Below are 15,964 nucleotides of genomic sequence, written 5' to 3' on the forward strand. Positions count from 1 at the left end.
CGTGCCGTAACTGGAAGCGCGGCGCATAGCACAGGTTGAAGGCAGAGTCATGCAGGACAGCCTTCGTTCTCCGAGAGAGAGGAGACGAGAATCGCGCCTACTCTCTGCCGCCCGGTACCGCCTGCGGCAGGCGAACTTCACTGTTGCGCCACAGGGAAAGGTCGCCCTGGTTTTCAATATCGCCCCGCGCGGCGAGAGCCGAAATTCGCTCGGCGATCTCTTCATAGGACGCTTTCACGCGGGCTTTGCGAAGCACTTCATCTGACTTCATGATGATCATGGCGGTTTTCTGCCACCGCTCCATGATCACTTCTCGTATCGCGGCATCGATGTCGCGGTCAGCCATCGGGATTGGCGCCAGCCTATTTACACTTGGCAATCGATGTCAGCGCCGCCGAAATGCCCTTCAGCGAGAAGACGTAGGAGGTGGGATTGCCGCGGCCGGACTTCGCCGTCACCTTCATGTCGGTGCCGGTCTTCATGGCGGCGATCAGCACCGGTTCCTCGGCGGCGTTCTCGACCCAGGCCGACTTGCCTTTCGTGAACATCGAGAACGACTTCTTGTCGATGGTGACGGTGGCCTTGGAGCCTTCCTGGAAGGTGTAGCCGGCAATGAACTGCGGCTCGTAGGACACCTGCTGTCCCGGCCGCTGGCTGACGAAGAAGAACATGTCGCCATGGTCGAGCGTCGGCGGTTGCTTGTCGGTCGGCACGGTGAGCACGTAACAGACCTTGCCGCCCGATGCCTGGTAGCTGTAGGTGCCCCAGGCATTGTGCTGGCCGATCTTGGTCGCCTGCTGCGCCAGAACAGGCGCCGCCGAGGCCACCAGGACCAGACTCGAAACCAGTGCTATCAATCCGCGCATAGTCTTTCCCGTATTCCAAATGGTGCGGAGGCGGGCCGCTTGGCGTCCTGCCGTCGGTTCATTTTGATTTAATCTGGGTTACCAAACGGTGAATTTCCCTCAACAAAGGGACGCTCACCCCAGGAAACCGCCGCCATTCCCGCGCCGCCGCCTTGTCAGCGGCCGGCGCGACGTCCCTTCGGCGACTTGGAGGCCACGAAAGCGGCAAGAGTTTGACTTTTTCGCCGGCCGCTGAACGCCTGGGATCCAGGGGACACGTGCCGGCTGAAGACGCTCAGCCCTTGTCGGCGATGGCGTCCTTGGCGGCCTGGCGATGCGCCGGCGTGATGTGGGCGCTGACGGCGGTGATCGCGGCGGTCAGCACGGCGATGTCGTCGGTGAAGCCGAGCCCGAAGATGAAGTCGGGGATGAGGTCAAAGGGCAGGACGAAATAGCCGAGCGCGGCCACCAATATGCCCTTGGCGCGCATCGGTGTGTTCTTGTCCATGGCGCAGTAGTAAGCGGCGACGACGTCTTCCATGAACGGGATCTGCCGTGCGGCCTTCTTGGCCGTGCGCCAGAATCTTTCGCGCACTTCGCTTTCGCCACCGAGCTTGTCGCCAAAGCCGAAGAAATCAAAACCGGGTTGTTGCGCCATCAATCACTCCTTGCGGGTCTCATGCGCTTCCTGGTGCATGGCTCGCGAGGAAAATGTGGTGAAAGGTGAACCCGGGTGCAAGGTGCGGGGTCATAAATGGCGAGTGCTGACCGGCAATTGCTCCCTTGGAGATTAGCTGAAGCCTCTCCCCGTCGTCATTCTAGGGCGGAGCAAGGAGCGAAGCGACGCGGCGCAGACCCTAGAATCCATGCCGGGACTCCAGCGCGTCACCACTTTCCAGAATTCTGCACTGCTGCACTCCGTGGCAAGGTCACGGAGTGGATCCCAGGGTCTGCGCGCCGCTTCGCGTCGCTCCGCCCAGATATGACGAGGTTAGGGCCCTGCGCCGACAGGTCTCCCGATGCCTAACCAGCGTATCCGTTCATCTTCTTTGCCAGCGCTATGTCGAGCGCCGTGACGCCGCCGGCGTCATGGGTGTTCAGCGTCACGTCGACGGTCTTGTAGACATTTGACCAGTCGGGGTGATGGTCCATCTTCTCGGCTGCCAGCGCGACGCGGGTCATGAAGGCGAAGGCTTCGGAAAAATTCTTGAAGACGAAGCTGCGCTTGATCGAGGCGCCGTCCATGGCCAGCGACCAGTCGCCGAGTTCGGCAAGGGCAGCGGTGATGGCGTCCTTGCTGAGTTTTTCTCTCGTCATGATGATTTCCCGTGCTATCTCGAATTTGACCCTCACCATAAAGCAAGTCGCCCAGAAGTGCTTTGCGGTTTTAGGGTCCCAAATGCACAAACGGCGCATATCGAATGAGCATAAAGCCGATAAATTCCATTCTTTTCGTTTGCCTCGGCAACATCTGCCGGTCGCCGCTCGCCGAGGGCGTCTTTCGCGCCGTCTGGGCGGAGCGTGGCTGGGGCCGGGATATCCAGCTCGATTCGGCCGCTACCAGCGGCTGGGAGGTCGGCTCGGCGCCTGATCCACGCTCGATCGCGATTGCCTCGCATCACGGCATCGACATTTCCGGGCAGAGGGCACGCAAGGTCAGGCCAGAGGATTTCTCCCGTTTCGACCTGATCCTCGGCATGGATCGCTCGAATGTCGCCGATCTCAAGGCGCTGGCGCCGGCGGCTGCGCGCGACCGGGTGCAGCTCTTCTTGGAGTTCGCGCATGGAAAGGCGCGCGACGTGCCCGATCCCTACTATGACGGGGCGGAGGCCTTTGCCGAAGTCTACCGCATGATCCGCGAGGCGTCGGAGGTGCTGGCGACACGGCTGGAAGCGCGAGCGTCGGGGCCGGACAGCGGCCAGGCTTCCTCGACGATGTAGGGCCCGCCGCCGACCGAATCGCGCGACGACATCAGGACGAAGCGTCCGATGCGGAACGGCAGCGTCGAGAAATTGCCGCGCGCCGACAGATATTGGGCGACATCCAGCGGGGTCGAATTGCGCAGGCGCGCCAGCGTCACATGCGGCATGAACTTGCGCGGGTCGGCGGGAATGCCGAGCCGCTGGCAGATGCGTTCGATTTCGCCCTGAAGGGCGGCAAGATCGGGCGAAGCGGAGGCGCCGGCCCATACAGCGTGCGGCTTCTTCTGGCCGAAAGCGCCGACACCGGACAGTGTCAGCGAGAAGGAGGGGCGGTGGACGCGGTCGAGCGCGTTGGCGATCTCGTCAGCGACGTGACCGGGGACATCACCGATGAAGCGCAGCGTCAAATGGTAGTTTTCGACATCGATCCAGCGGGCGCCTGGCAGGCCGCCCCGCAGCAGGGACAGCGAAAGGGCGGCGTCACGCGGAATTTCGAGGGCGGTGAAAAGACGCGGCATGATGAGCCTCCCTTCCTCGAATCGAACTGTCATCTGCTAGCGAATCATCGATAGCCTGATGGAGCAAGAGGTTTATTGGTCACAGGCTTTGCTAAAAACTTCCCTAACGGAAGGCGGTTCCAGCCGCTCTCAGGACCCGCCCGGCACCGCCGCGATGGCCTTCTCGACGGTGGGCAGGATGCGCTCGACCATCAGATCGACCCCCTTGGCGTTGGGATGCAGCCCGTCCTCGAGCTGCAGGCCGGGCTGGCCGGCGACGCCGTCGAGGAAGAACGGATAGAGTGGGACGCCGTACTTCGCGGCCAGGTCCGGAAAGATGGCGTCGAAGGCGGTCTGGTAGTCGGCGCCGAGATTGGGCGCGGCGCGCATGCCGGCAAGAAGCACGGCGATCTTGCGCTGTTTCAGCTTGCCCAGCATCTCGTCGAGGTTCTTCCCGGCGATATCGGGCGCGACGCCGCGCAGCATGTCGTTGGCGCCGAGTTCGAGGATGACCAGCTGGGTTCCGTCCGGCACCGACCAGTCGAGCCGCGCCAGGCCGCCGCTGGTGGTGTCACCGGAAACACCGGCATTTGCCACGGCTACGTCATGGCCTTTGGCGCGCAAAGCTGCCTGGAGCTTGTCGGTAAAACCCTCGCCCGGCCCGAGGCCAAAGCCCGCCATCAGGCTGTCACCGAAGCCGACGATCTTGAATGGCTCGGCCCGCGCCGACGAAATGGCGCCGCAAACGGCGACGAAAAGGATCAAGCCTGCGGCAATACTGCGTTTGAAAGACATGCGGCAGGCCCCATATGACAGAAAACTCTTCCGGCGAAGGCTTCCGGCAAGCAGAGCCCTGACGTTCCATATAGGACACTTTCATTTTGACAGAAGCCGTCATCGCGCTGAAAGACGTTTCGCTGACACTCGGCGAGGGCGCTTCATCCGTCCATGTGCTGAAAGGCGTCAGCCTCGAAGTGGCGCATGGCGAGGCGACCGGCATCGTCGGGCCTTCAGGCTCCGGCAAGTCGACACTGCTGATGGTGCTGGCAGGCCTGGAAAGGGTCGATTCGGGTACGGTACGAATCGCCGGCGAGCTGCTCAACGGTAAGAGCGAGGACCAGATTGCTTCGTTTCGTGGCCGAAACATTGGCATCGTGTTCCAGTCCTTCCACCTCATCCCCAATATGACGGCGCTCGAAAATGTCGCGGTGCCGCTGGAACTGGCCGGCCACGCCGATCCGTTTTCGGTGGCGGCACGCGAGCTGGCGGCGGTGGGCCTCTCCGACCGCGTCACCCATTATCCCGGCGAGCTCTCGGGCGGTGAACAGCAGCGTGTGGCGATCGCCCGGGCGCTGGCGCCGTCTCCGCGCATTCTTATCGCCGACGAGCCGACCGGCAATCTCGACCAGGCGACGGGGCGGCAAGTTGCCGACCTTCTGTTCGCCAAGGCAGCCGAGCGCGGCATGACGCTGGTGCTGGTCACCCACGATCCTGCACTTGCGGCGCGCTGTTCGCGCCAGGTCTCGATGCGCTCCGGCCGGATCGAAGCGCCGGCGCCGGTCAAGGTTACCGCCTGATGCCGCTGACGCAGACGCTGAAGCTTGCTGTCCGCTTCTCGCTGCGCGAGATGCGCGGCGGCTTGTCCGGCTTCCTGATCTTCCTCGCCTGCATCGCGCTCGGCGTCGCGGCGATCGGCGGCGTCAATTCGGTCGCCCGTTCGATCAGCGCCGGCGTCGCCGACCAAGGCCAGACGCTGCTTGGTGGCGACCTGCGCTTCCAGATCAACCAGCGCGATGCCAGTCAGGCGGAGCGCGGCTTCCTCGATGGGCTGGGCACAGTCTCACGCACCGCCAGCATGCGCTCGATGGCGCGCCTGGCCGATGGTCGGACCAGGCGCTGGTCGAGGCCAAGGCGGTCGACGACGCCTATCCGCTCTATGGCGCCCTGGAAACCGAGCCGAAGCTGTCGAAGCAGGAGCTGTTCGGCGAAGAGTTTGGCGTCTTCGGTGCGGCGGCACCGGATCTGTTGTTCGAACGGCTGCATCTCAAGCCCGGCGACCGGCTGAAGCTCGGCACAGCGACCTTCGAGCTGCGCGCCAGGCTGGTCACCGAGCCGGATGCCGTGTCCGACGGCTTCGGTTTCGCGCCAAGGCTGATGATCTCGACCGAAGGCCTGGCCGCCACCAGATTGGTGCAGCCGGGCAGCCTGGTCGAAAATGCCTACAAGGTCCGGCTGCCGGCCGACGCCGACGAGGCGCGGCTCAAGGCCATCCAGGACCAGGCGGCGAAAGATTTTCCGGAGGCTGGCTGGTCGATCCGCACGCGCGGCAATGCGGCGCCGGCACTATCCTCCAACATCGAACGCTTCTCGCAGTTCCTGACGCTGGTCGGGCTGACGGCGCTGGTGGTCGGCGGCGTCGGCGTCGCCAATGCGGTGCGCGCCTATCTCGACGGCAAGCGCGGCGTCATCGCCACTTTCAAGAGCCTCGGCGCTTCCGGCGGCTTCGTCTTTGCCGTCTATCTGGTGCAGATCCTGATCATCGCGGCACTCGGCATCGTGCTCGGTCTGGTGCTGGGCGCGCTGATGCCCTTTGCCGCGAGTGCTGCGCTGCAGTCCGTCATCCCGGTGCCGGCGGAGGGTGGCTTCTATCCCGGCGCGCTCGGCATGGCGGCGCTGTTCGGTTTGCTGGTGACGCTGGCCTTCGCGCTGCTGCCGCTCGGCCGCGCCCGCGATGTGCCGGCAACCGCATTGTTCCGCGAGATGGGTCTGGAAGGCCGTGGCTTGCCGCGCCCGATCTATGTCGCATCGGCCGTCGGCATCGCGCTGCTGCTGGCGGCGCTCGCCATCCTGTTCTCGGGCGACCAGCGCATCGCCTCGATCTTCGTCGGCGCCACCATCTTCGCCTTCCTGGTGCTGCGGCTCGTCGGCGCGCTGGTGCAATGGGCGGCAAGGAAGAGCCCGCGCGTGCGCTTCGTGGCGCTCAGGCTCGCCGTCGGCAACATCCATCGGCCCGGCGCCTTGACGCCGTCGGTGGTGCTGTCGCTGGGGCTCGGGCTGACGCTGCTGGTGACGCTGGCGCTGATCGACGGGAATCTGCGGCAGCAGATCTCCGGCAGCCTGCCGGAGCGGGCGCCGAACTTCTTCTTCGTCGACATCCAGGGCAGCGATGTCGACGCATTCTCCGCGTTGATCGGCAAGGAGGCACCACAGGGGACTTTGGCCAAGGTGCCGATGCTGCGCGGCCGGGTGATGGCGCTCAACGGCGTCGATGTCGACAAGGTCAAGGTGCCGGCCGAAGGCGCCTGGGTGCTGAAAGGCGATCGCGGCCTGACCTATGATGCCAAACAACCGGCAAACGCGACGCTGACCGAGGGCAAATGGTGGCCGGACAATTATGCCGGCGAGCCGCTGGTTTCGTTCTCGGCCGTGGAAGGCAAGGAAATCGGGCTGAAGCTCGGCGACACCGTCACCGTTAATGTGCTTGGCCGCAACGTGACGGCCAGGATCGCCAATTTCCGCCAGGTCCAATGGGAAACGATGGGCATCAATTTCGTGATGGTGTTCTCGCCCAACACATTCACTGGGGCCCCGCATGGCTGGATGGCAACACTGACCGAAAAGAGTGCCACGACGGCCGATGACGCCCGCATCCTCAAGGCCGTCACCCGCGCCTTCCCGGCGGTGACGACGGTGCGGGTCAAGGATGCGCTCGATGTCGTCAACCGGCTGGTCGGGCAGCTCGGCACGGCGATCCGGGCCGCGGCCGGCGTGGCGCTGATCGCTTCGGTGCTGGTGCTGGCCGGTGCGCTCGCCGCCGGCAACCGGGCGCGCATCCACGATGCCGTGGTGCTGAAGACGCTCGGCGCCACCAGGAGAACACTGATCACGGCGTTCTCTCTCGAGTACATGCTGATCGGACTGGCCACCGCACTCTTCGCGCTGGCGGCTGGTGGGATCGCGGCCTGGTACATTGTCGCCCGCATCATGACGCTGCCGTCGCATTTCATGCCCGAGGTTGCGGTGGCGACCATTCTGTTTTCGCTCGTCATTACCGTCGGCATCGGCCTTGCCGGTACCTGGCGGGTGCTCGGCCACAAGGCCGCACCGGTGCTGCGCCAGCTCTAAAGCGCGTCGCATTGAAACCAAATCATGCGACGCGCTTTAGAGCTTTGTTCTTTACGCATGTCGTCCTCCCAAAACCGAGGTCACTTTTGGGCGACATGCACTAATTTCAGAGCCTCAGCGGCCATCCCGGATTAAATCTTGGTAACGATGCCGGCTGGAAAGCCCGGGAATCGGCCTTTCGGGCTCTCACGAACCGTTACATCCGGTTACGGTCTTGTTCTTGACGCGAATAACCATCATATTTCGCCACAGGCATGCTGGAGCCCCGCCAGCGGCGCCTGGGTCCGCAAGAGGCCCGACACCGGACGGGGCAGAAGCAATAGAGGATTCCAATGGCTGATCCCATTCGCAACTATCAGACGTCGGCGGTGCCCGGCGTCCGCGCCGACATCGATCAGGGTCTGCGCGCCTATATGATCAAGGTCTACAATCTGATGGGGCTTGGCCTCCTCATCACCGGCCTTGCCGCCGTCGGCACGATCATGCTGGCCACCACCACCGATCCGGCCTCGGCTGTCGCAACGCTGCCGAGCGGCGAGATGCTGACGTCCTTCGGCTATGCGATCTTCGGGTCGCCGCTGCGCTGGGTGGTGATGCTGGCGCCGCTGGCCGCCGTGTTCTTCCTGTCGTTCAGGATTCAGTCGATGAGCGTTGCTGCCGCGCAGACGACGTTCTGGGTCTATGCCGGCCTCGTCGGCCTGTCGCTGTCGTCGATCTTCCTGGTCTACACCACGGCCAGTATCTCGCAGACCTTCTTCGCCACCGCCGCCGCCTTCGGTGCGCTGTCGCTGTTCGGCTACACGACCAAGCGCGACCTGACGGCGATGGGCTCGTTCCTGATCATGGGCGTGTTCGGCATCATCATCGCGTCGGTGATCAACCTCTTCCTGCACTCGTCGGCGCTGTCCTTTGCCGTTTCGGCGATCGGCGTGCTGGTCTTCGCCGGCCTCACCGCCTATGACACGCAGAAGATCAAGGAGATGTATTTCGAGGGCGATGCTTCCGATGTCGCCGGCCGCAAGGCCATCATGGGCGCGCTGAGGCTCTATCTCGACTTCATCAACCTGTTCATGTTCCTGCTGCAGTTCATGGGCGACCGCCGCTAAGGCTTCGCATCATGGTCTGACTGGACCATAGAGTTTGGAAAGGGCGGCCCAACGGCCGCCCTTTTCTTTGCGCCGGTGTTTGCTGTTATCGAAGGCAGACAGAAGGCTTGCATAAAGAATGAGCAATATTGTGATTCGGCCGGCCAGCGCGGCCGACCTCGACACCATCACCGGAATCTACGCCGACGCGGTGACACATGGCACGGCGAGCTACGAGCTGGAGCCGCCAAGCCGCGCCGAGATGGGCACGCGATTCGCTACGCTCACGGACGGCGGCTTTCCCTATCTGGTGGCGGAAAAGGCCGGCGCCGTGCTCGGCTATGCCTATGCCGGCGCCTTCCGGCCGCGCCCCGCCTATCGCTTCGTCATCGAGGATTCGGTCTATGTCGCGCCTGAGGCCAAGGGCCGGGGCGTGGGACTCATGCTGATGCAGGCCTTGATCGCGGCGGCCGAAGCGGCTGGCTTCCGCCAGATCGTCGCGGTGATCGGCGACGGCCGTGCCGACAGCGCCTCGGTCAGGCTGCACGAAAAGCTCGGCTTTCGCCATTCAGGCCGGCTCGAAGGCTCCGGCTACAAGCACGGGCGCTGGCTGGACACGGTGTTCATGCAGCTGTCGCTGAACGGCGGGGCGACGCTGCCGCCGGATCCGGCTTCTTTGCCGGAGCGGAGATTTCGTGAGGGGCTTAGGGGGAAATGAGGAATTGGAGAACTGAAGAACTGAAGAACTGAAGAATTGAGGAACTGAAGAACAAAAGAGGACGGCGGTTATGTCGGGTGCCGTGCCTTTTCTCCAACTCTTCAGTTCTCCAACTCTTCAATTCCCTGCTCTAATTCGCCCGCTCAGGCCTCGACCACTTTCAGCTTGCTGTCGAAGACGCCAAGCACGCGGCCGAGCTCCTGGCCGCGTTTGAGGATGCGGCCGCCGGCGGCGATGACGGCGAAGGCGCCTTGCTTGCGGGCCAGTTTCGGATCCTTGACGATCTGGAAAAGCGGCACTTCGCTGGCGCGGCGGAAGACGGAAAACACGGCCCTGTCGGTGAGATGGTCGATGGCGTAGTCACGCCATTCATTGGCGGCGACCATGCGTCCGTAGAGTCTCAGGATCTGGTCCAGTTCACGCCGGTCGAAGCGCACCGGCTGGTCGAGGCGCTCTCGTCGCGCCTCGTGCAGCGGGATCAATATTGCGGATGCGTCACCATCCCCCGTCCCGCCGCTGTCATCAGTCATGCCTCGATCCTTCAAAATGAATCTTTGCCAACCAAAATTGGCCCCTTCGCGCTGCAATTGCAAGAGCCGGCGAAGCGACTGCAGCGGCGCGCCTTTTCCGTCACGTCCAGTCACGTTTGCAAACCGCATGTTGGAATTGGTGATGCTTCGCCACATTTCTGCCTTTTTTTATCCGCGCTCATGCCCCAATGTCCGACGAATTTACCGGCGTTGCCTGAGACGGTTCGGTCCGGCACCGGCTCGTAAACCCCAAGCCCCCCGCCCACGGGTCTGCGTCGGATCGAACCAACCTCGGTTTTTCCTCGGAAGAATCGGGTGCGACGATCCCAAAACCTAAATGACCGGCGTCAGAAGCAAGCTGACGTCGGTTTTTCATGCCCGGTCGACCGTGATGCCCCGAGCCGTCGTCATCCCAGGGCGGAGCGACGCGAAGCGGCGCGCAGACCCTGGGATCCATGCCGCGACATCTGCCGAAGAGCGCGGCGGTTCAGGATGAACGGTAGCACAAGGTTGGTGTCGATCAGGCCGAGTCGAGAGAAACGCTCGACCCTGGACCGCTTTTACATGCAGCAAATGTCACGGCATGGATCCCGGGGTCTCCGCGACGGAGCTTCGCTCCTGCTCCGCCCCAGGATGACGAAGGCAGCGTTATTTCCGGCAAATTCTGTCAGGGCTTGTGGATGAACGCGGCGCCGAGGATGGGGCCTGGCATGCCGTCCTTGCCGACCGATTGCAGAAGCACGGCGCAGCCGCCCTTCTTGGTGATCTCGCTCATCGGCAATTCATAGCGTTGCGCCTTGCCGTGCCACATGCCGGCGGTCTGGATGCCGGTGACCGCGTTCCAATAGGTCAACTTGCGGCCGGAGTTCTCGCCCTGGGCGATCTTGACCGTCTGCGGCTGTTCGAAATAGACGATCACGACATGGGCGTCGCTCGGACCGGCGCCGGCATCGCCGGCATCGATGATCACGCGGTCGCTGGTGCGGCTGACCTTGACGGGCACGTGCATGCCTTCGCCGGATCTCGCCATGCGGGCGAGCGCGCCGTCGACCTCGCCGCGATTGGCGCCGTTGACATGCACGCGGCCATTGAGGACCGCCTGCGGCGTATAGACCGAACGGCTGCCGAAGGCGCGCATGTAGTCATATTGCCGCTCGGTGTTTTCCTTGCGGCTCAGCGTGTCCTTCCAGCCGAGATAGTCCCAATAGTCGACGTGATAGGAGAGCGCGACGATGTCTTCCTTGGTCGCAAGTTCGGCAAAGAAGGCATCGGCCGGCGGGCAGGAACTACAACCCTGGCTGGTGAACAGTTCGACCACGCCGAGCGGCTTGTCCTGCTGGGGCTTGTCCGCCTGGATTCGTTCGGCTTCGCCGGCATGGCCAGCACCGGCAAAAGCCGAGAAGGCCAGCGCAAAGGCTGCCAGCCAAAGTGATCTTCGCCAGGCCATGACCATTCCAATTCCCGCCGGTGGCGCCGGCTTTGTTCTGATTGTCAGAAATATGTGGCAGAAGCGGAAGTCAACGGGAAGTCACGTTGAGGTGAAATTTTGCCATTGTAGCCGCAGGTAAGGTCGCAATAGGAGAGACACTGCATTTCACGACGTGGTTCGATTCGGGGCTGGCATCATCACCATGTGGCAAACTCTCCTGACCCCTGTCGATCTCTATTGCGAGCGGACCGGCCCTGGACTTTGGTCCGAGCCGACGAATGCTTTGACCAACCTTGCTTTCATTGCCGCGGGATTGTGGGGCGTGCGGGAAGTACGCCGATGCAAGGCCGGCACTTTCGCCGAGGTGCTGGCTTGGTGGGTGGTGGCGATCGGCATCGGCTCGACGATCTTCCATACCTTTGCCACCAAGGGCACGATCTGGGTCGATATCCTGCCGATCGCCGGCTTCACGCTCGCCTATACGCTGCTCAATCTGCGCCGCTTCCTTGGCATGAAATGGGGCAAGGCGATTGCGATCTTCGTCGTCTTCTATGTGGTGGCCGGCGCGATAACCTTCGCCGTGCCGGACTGGCTGCGCCAGGCGTCGAACGGCACGACGGGCTACCTGCCGCCGTTCCTGGCGCTCGCCTTCTTCGGCATCTGGGTAACGGCCAGCGGCAACAGGGCCGGCTGGTATAATCTGGCGGGGTCGGCGATCTTCGTGGTGTCCGTCATCTGCCGCATGATCGACCCGATGGTCTGCGCCAGCTTTCCGCTCGGCACGCACTTCCTGTGGCACATCTTCAACGGGCTGATGCTGGGGGTGCTGCTGGCGGCGACGGCGCGATTTGGAGCGCCGAAAGTAGGCAGTAGGGCAGTAGGGCAGTAGGGCAGTAGGGCAGTAGGGCAGTAGGGCAGTAGGGCAGTAGGGCAGTAGGGCAGTAGGCAGTAGGGCAGTAGGGCAGTAGGGCAGTAGGGAGATGACTTCCTTGCCCTACTCCCCTACTCCCCTACTGCCCTACTGCCTTATTCCCTTGCTACGCGGCGAGATCGCGCAGCACGTATTGCAAAATGCCGCCGTTCTTGAAGTAGTCGAGCTCGTCCAGCGTATCGATGCGGCAGATGATCGGCACGTTCTTCACCGTGCCGTCGCCATAGGTAACCTTGGCGGTCATCGTCTGGCGCGGCTTGATGGCGCTGAGGCCGTCGATCTCGACCAGTTCGTCGCCCTTCAGATTGAGCGAGGCCCACGAAGTGCCGTCCTCGAAGACGAAGGGGATGACGCCCATGCCGACCAGGTTCGAGCGATGGATGCGCTCGAAGGACTGGGCGATGACCGCGCGGACGCCAAGCAGGTTGGTGCCCTTGGCCGCCCAGTCGCGCGACGAGCCGTTGCCGTATTCGACACCGGCGAAGATGACCAGCGGCACGCCTTCCTTCTTGTACTCCATCGCCGCGTCGTAGATCGATTCCTCTTCCTTCGACGGATAGTGGATGGTGTAGCCGCCCTCGCGGCCGTTCTCGCCCAGCATGTGGTTGCGGATGCGGATGTTGGCGAAGGTGCCGCGCATCATCACCTCATGGTTGCCGCGCCGCGTGCCGTACTGGTTGAAGTCGGCGACGCCGACGCCATGGTCGGTGAGGTATTTGCCGGCCGGCGAAGCGGCCTTGATCGAACCCGCCGGCGAGATGTGATCGGTGGTGATCTTGTCGCCGAACAGGCCGAGCACGCGGGCGCCCTTGATGTCGCCGATCTTGCCGAAACCGGCGGTCATGCCGGCGAAATAGGGTGGGTTCTGCACATAGGTCGAATTGTCGTCCCAGGCATAGGTCTGGCCTTCCGGCGCCTGCACCTTCTGCCAGTGCTCGTCCCCCTTGAAGACGTCGGCATATTTGCGGGCGAACAGCTCGCGGGTGACGTTCTTCTCGATGAACTCCTGGATCTCGGCCGAGCTCGGCCAGATGTCCTTGAGGTAGACCGGATTGCCGTTCTTGTCCTCGCCGAGCGGTTCGGTGGTCAGATCCTTGGTGACAGTTCCAGCCAGCGCATGCGCCACGACCAGGGGCGGCGACGCCAGGTAGTTGGCCTGCACGTCGGGCGAGACGCGGCCTTCGAAATTGCGGTTGCCGGAAAGCACCGCGGCGGCAATCAAGCCCTTGTCATTGATGGTTTTCGAGATCGGCGCCGGCAGCGGGCCGGAATTGCCGATGCAGGTGGTGCAGCCGAAGCCGACCAGGTTGAAGCCGATCTGGTCGAGCTCCTTCTGCAGGCCGGACTTTTCGAGATATCAGCCACGACCTGGCTGCCGGGGGCGAGCGACGTCTTTACCCATGGCTTCTGCTTCAAGCCGAGGCGGTTGGCGTTGCGGGCCAGAAGGCCGGCGCCGATCAGCACGCTCGGGTTCGAAGTGTTGGTGCACGAGGTGATGGCGGCGATGACGACGTCGCCATGGCCGAGGTCATGGTCGGTGCCTTCGACGGCGTAGCGCTTGGAGATCTCGGCCGCCTTCTTGTACTCGGTCTCCATCGCCTTGGCGAAGCCGGCCGGAATGCCTTCCAGAGCGACACGGCCCTCGGGGCGCTTGGGGCCGGCCATAGACGGCACGACGCTGCCAAGCTCAAGCTCGAGCAGGTCGGTGAAGACCGGGTCGGCGGAGCCGGTGTCGCGCCACAGGCCTTGTGCCTTTGAATAGGCCTCGACCAGCGCGATGCGATCCTCGCTGCGGCCGGACATTGTGAGGTAGCGGATGGTCTCGCTATCAACCGGGAAGAAGCCGCAGGTGGCGCCATATTCGGGCGCCATATTGCCGATGGTGGCGCGGTCGGCCAGCGTCATATTGGAGAGGCCCGGGCCGAAGAACTCGACGAACTTGCCGACGACGCCCTTCTTGCGCAGCATCTGGGTGACGGTGAGCACGAGGTCGGTGGCGGTGACGCCTTCCTTCAGCTTGCCAGTGAGGCGGAAGCCGATGACTTCGGGCAAAAGCATGGAGACGGGCTGGCCAAGCATGGCCGCCTCGGCCTCGATGCCGCCGACGCCCCAGCCGAGCACGCCAAGGCCGTTGATCATGGTGGTGTGCGAATCGGTGCCGACGCAGGTGTCGGGATAGGCGGTGACTTCGCCGTCCTCGCTGTTGGTCCAGACGACCTGGCCGAGATATTCGAGGTTGACCTGGTGGCAGATGCCGGTGCCGGGCGGCACGACGCGGAAGTTGCGGAACGCCTGCTGGCCCCATTTCAGGAACTTGTAGCGCTCCTCGTTGCGCTCATATTCGAGTTCGACATTGCGGGCGAAGGCCAGCGGCGTGCCGAATTCGTCGACGATGACGGAATGGTCGATGACGAGGTCGACGGGAACCAGCGGGTTGATCTTCTGCGGATCACCGCCGAGCGAGGCCATGGCGTCGCGCATGGCGGCCAGATCGACCACGGCCGGAACGCCGGTGAAATCCTGCATCAGCACGCGGGCCGGGCGATAGGCGATCTCGACGCCGGCGGTGCCCTTGTCGGTCAGCCAGCCGGCAACCGCCTGGATCGATTCCTTGGTGACGGAGCGGCCGTCCTCGTTGCGCAACAGGTTCTCCAGCAGCACCTTCATCGAATAGGGCAGCTGGGCGATGCCGGTCAGGCCGTTCTTCTCGGCCTCGATGAGGTCGAAATAGGCATATTCGGTGCCGCCCGCGGTCAGCGTGCGACGGCAATTGAAACTATCGAGGGATTTTGACACGTGCGGTCCGTCCTTGTCTGTTCAGCCTGAAAGGGAACGGACGCCGATGGCATGCAATCACGCGCAAAGGTGCGGGTACGGCCATTTCCGCTGTCCGTTCCCAAGCAACCCGAGCCGTTCAAGGCGGCGCGTGCGCTGGTTCGGCGCAAATTCTTGTTCCCGTGCCGACCGCTGGCACGGATGACCCGCATATAGAGAATTTTCTGGAATAGTTCTAGACAGTCGAAGAGCAAATTTGTGCGATGCGGCAGCGCTCGCGAAACATTGTTTTCAGGGCAGGCGAGGGATGCGGCTTATCGCCGAAAATCTGGGCGGCGAACGCGGCGGTGAGAGCGTGTTTTCCGGGGTTGGTTTTGACCTCGGTGACGGCCAGGCGCTGGTCGTCACCGGGCCGATGGATCGGGCAAATCAACCTTGCTGAGGATCATTGCCGGGCTGCTGCCGGTGGCGGAGGGCCGGCTGCTGCTCGAAGGCGGCGGCGAGCCGTTTCCGTCGATTGCTTCGGCCTGTCACTACCTTGGTCACCAGAACGCGATGAAGCCGGCGCTCAGCGTGACGGAGAACCTGCGGTTCTGGCGCGATTTCAATGGCGGTGGAGATGTCGGCGTTGAAGAGGTGCTGGAGACGGTTGGGCTGATTGGCATTGGCCATCTGCCGTTCGGCTATCTCTCGACGGGGCAGCGGCGGCGCGCGGCGATCGCGAAACTTTTGGTGAGTAGGCGACCGCTGTGGCTGCTCGATGAGCCGACGGCTGGGCTGGACAAGGCTTCGGAGGAGCGGTTTGCGGGGTTGATGGGGAAGCATTGCGCTGGGGGTGGGATGATTGTCGCGGCGACGCATCTGCCGTTGGGGATCGAAGGGGCGGAGTTGAGGATGGGGGTAGTTCTTTGATGTCGGCGTTCTGCGTCGCCCCCCTCTGCCCTGCCGGACATCTCCCCCTCAAGGGGGGAGATCGGCAGTTTCGGCGCTGCGCCAATCTTCAAACCGTTGTTATTGGCGTAAGCCGAGGCTACAGCCAATCTCCCCCTCAGAGGGGGAGATGCCCGGCAGGCCAGAGGGGGGTGCTCAAGCGCGAGCATCTCAAAT

13 protein-coding genes and 3 pseudogenes are annotated in these 15,964 nt (G+C 63.3%); 7 read left to right on the forward strand and 9 right to left on the reverse strand.

The annotated features are described in order from the left end of the window. Positions 1-97 precede the first annotated feature (97 nt). The 4 genes from AC0V7N_RS06260 to AC0V7N_RS06275 all read right to left on the reverse strand — a co-directional run bounded on the left by AC0V7N_RS06260 (position 98) and on the right by AC0V7N_RS06275 (position 2,162). The gene (locus AC0V7N_RS06260; protein WP_475455701.1) at positions 98-346 is read right to left on the reverse strand and encodes a hypothetical protein; all 249 of its coding nucleotides are present in this window, start codon (positions 344-346) and stop codon (positions 98-100) included. A gap of 16 nt (positions 347-362) precedes the next feature. Then, entirely contained in the window at positions 363-866 is a 504-nt protein-coding gene (locus AC0V7N_RS06265; protein ID WP_475455703.1) for an invasion associated locus B family protein, read from the reverse strand. Between the two features lie 274 nt (positions 867-1,140). Continuing rightward, positions 1,141-1,503 (reverse strand): YkvA family protein, encoded by a 363-nt coding sequence (locus tag AC0V7N_RS06270; RefSeq protein WP_475455705.1) that lies wholly within the window; start codon positions 1,501-1,503, stop codon positions 1,141-1,143. A gap of 365 nt (positions 1,504-1,868) precedes the next feature. Further along, on the reverse strand, positions 1,869-2,162 hold the full coding sequence (locus AC0V7N_RS06275; protein ID WP_475455707.1) for a 4a-hydroxytetrahydrobiopterin dehydratase: 294 nt from the start codon (positions 2,160-2,162) through the stop codon (positions 1,869-1,871). A gap of 104 nt (positions 2,163-2,266) precedes the next feature. On the opposite strand from AC0V7N_RS06275, the gene AC0V7N_RS06280 reads away from it, so the two are divergent. Next, positions 2,267-2,785, forward strand: a complete 519-nt coding sequence (locus tag AC0V7N_RS06280) for a low molecular weight protein-tyrosine-phosphatase (protein ID WP_475455709.1) — start codon at positions 2,267-2,269, stop codon at positions 2,783-2,785. Here the strand turns inward: AC0V7N_RS06280 and thpR are convergent. After that, positions 2,689-3,285, reverse strand: coding sequence for an RNA 2',3'-cyclic phosphodiesterase (thpR, locus tag AC0V7N_RS06285; protein WP_475455711.1), 597 nt, complete (start codon positions 3,283-3,285; stop codon positions 2,689-2,691). The two genes, AC0V7N_RS06280 and thpR, sit on opposite strands and share 97 nt — an antisense overlap. A 129-nt stretch (positions 3,286-3,414) precedes the next feature. Further along, entirely contained in the window at positions 3,415-4,059 is a 645-nt protein-coding gene (locus tag AC0V7N_RS06290; RefSeq protein WP_475455713.1) for an arylesterase, read from the reverse strand. Positions 4,060-4,145: 86 nt separating this feature from the next. Between AC0V7N_RS06290 and AC0V7N_RS06295 the strand changes: the two genes are divergently transcribed. The 4 genes and pseudogenes from AC0V7N_RS06295 (at position 4,146) to AC0V7N_RS06310 (ending at position 9,192) form a co-directional block, all read left to right on the forward strand. Next, positions 4,146-4,841 (forward strand): ABC transporter ATP-binding protein, encoded by a 696-nt coding sequence (locus AC0V7N_RS06295; protein ID WP_172222125.1) that lies wholly within the window; start codon positions 4,146-4,148, stop codon positions 4,839-4,841. After that, positions 4,841-7,389, forward strand: a pseudogene (locus tag AC0V7N_RS06300) (ABC transporter permease). The gene AC0V7N_RS06295 and the pseudogene AC0V7N_RS06300 overlap by 1 nt, the downstream one beginning before the upstream one ends. A gap of 332 nt (positions 7,390-7,721) precedes the next feature. Then, positions 7,722-8,495: a Bax inhibitor-1/YccA family protein gene (locus AC0V7N_RS06305; protein WP_475455715.1), complete on the forward strand. Its 774-nt coding sequence runs from the start codon at positions 7,722-7,724 to the stop codon at positions 8,493-8,495. A gap of 118 nt (positions 8,496-8,613) precedes the next feature. Next, positions 8,614-9,192, forward strand: coding sequence for a GNAT family N-acetyltransferase (locus AC0V7N_RS06310; RefSeq protein WP_475455717.1), 579 nt, complete (start codon positions 8,614-8,616; stop codon positions 9,190-9,192). A 143-nt stretch (positions 9,193-9,335) separates the two neighbouring features. Here AC0V7N_RS06310 and AC0V7N_RS06315 read toward each other — a convergent pair whose 3' ends face one another. Further along, the gene (locus AC0V7N_RS06315) at positions 9,336-9,722 is read right to left on the reverse strand and encodes a DUF2794 domain-containing protein (protein WP_475455719.1); all 387 of its coding nucleotides are present in this window, start codon (positions 9,720-9,722) and stop codon (positions 9,336-9,338) included. A gap of 667 nt (positions 9,723-10,389) precedes the next feature. Continuing rightward, positions 10,390-11,175: a DUF1223 domain-containing protein gene (locus AC0V7N_RS06320; protein ID WP_475455721.1), complete on the reverse strand. Its 786-nt coding sequence runs from the start codon at positions 11,173-11,175 to the stop codon at positions 10,390-10,392. A 178-nt stretch (positions 11,176-11,353) separates the two neighbouring features. On the opposite strand from AC0V7N_RS06320, the gene AC0V7N_RS06325 reads away from it, so the two are divergent. Further along, complete coding sequence (locus tag AC0V7N_RS06325; protein WP_475455723.1) at positions 11,354-12,040, forward strand: ceramidase domain-containing protein; 687 nt, start codon at positions 11,354-11,356, stop codon at positions 12,038-12,040. A 148-nt stretch (positions 12,041-12,188) separates the two neighbouring features. Here the strand turns inward: AC0V7N_RS06325 and acnA are convergent. After that, positions 12,189-14,878 (reverse strand): annotated as a pseudogene (gene acnA / locus AC0V7N_RS06330) (aconitate hydratase AcnA). 286 nt (positions 14,879-15,164) lie between these two features. Here acnA and ccmA point away from each other — a divergent pair. Further along, positions 15,165-15,769: pseudogene (gene ccmA, locus AC0V7N_RS06335) on the forward strand (heme ABC exporter ATP-binding protein CcmA). Positions 15,770-15,964 lie beyond the last annotated feature (195 nt).

The sequence above is a fragment of the Mesorhizobium kamtschaticum genome (genome assembly GCF_056174585.1).